Origin of the sequence: Rhodopseudomonas sp. BR0G17 (assembly GCF_010907025.1) — a bacterium.
Lineage (GTDB): Bacteria > Pseudomonadota > Alphaproteobacteria > Rhizobiales > Xanthobacteraceae > Rhodopseudomonas > Rhodopseudomonas palustris_H.
Window position 1 is genome coordinate 1 of sequence record NZ_QUML01000130.1, and the last position, 477, is coordinate 477.

1 pseudogene is annotated in these 477 nt (G+C 65.4%); it reads right to left on the bottom strand.

The annotated features are described in order from the left end of the window. Nucleotides 1-477: pseudogene (locus DY467_RS25525) on the bottom strand (malate synthase G); the annotation flags it as partial.

The following is a 477-nucleotide window of genomic DNA, read 5'->3' on the forward strand; positions in this document are numbered from 1 at the left end:
CTTTCCGACAGCGTGCCGTCCATCAGGCCGAGGGTGTGTCGATAGATCAGCACCTTGTCGTCGGCGTCGACGGCCGCGACCGAGTCTTCCATGTCGAGGATGGTCGAGACTGCGGACTCGATGATCAGATCGGCCACGCCGGCCGGATCGTCCTTGCCGATGTTGTTCGAGCGGTCGATTTTGATCTCGACATGCAGGCCGTTGTTGACCAGCAGCACGGCGGTCGGCGAGGCGGCGTCGCCATTGTAGCCGGCGAACTGGGCCGGCTTCTTCAGGCCGGTGGCGTTGCCATCCTTCAGCTTGGCGGAGAACTGTCCGGCGATCACGCTATAGCCGGTGACGTCGCTGTGGCTGCCGGTGGCGAGCGGCGCTGCCCCGTCGAGGAATGCCTTGGCCTTGGCGATCACCTTGTCGCCGCGCGCCTTGTCGTAGCCCTTGGCCTGGGTGGCTTCCTGCGGGATCGCGTCGGTGCCGTAG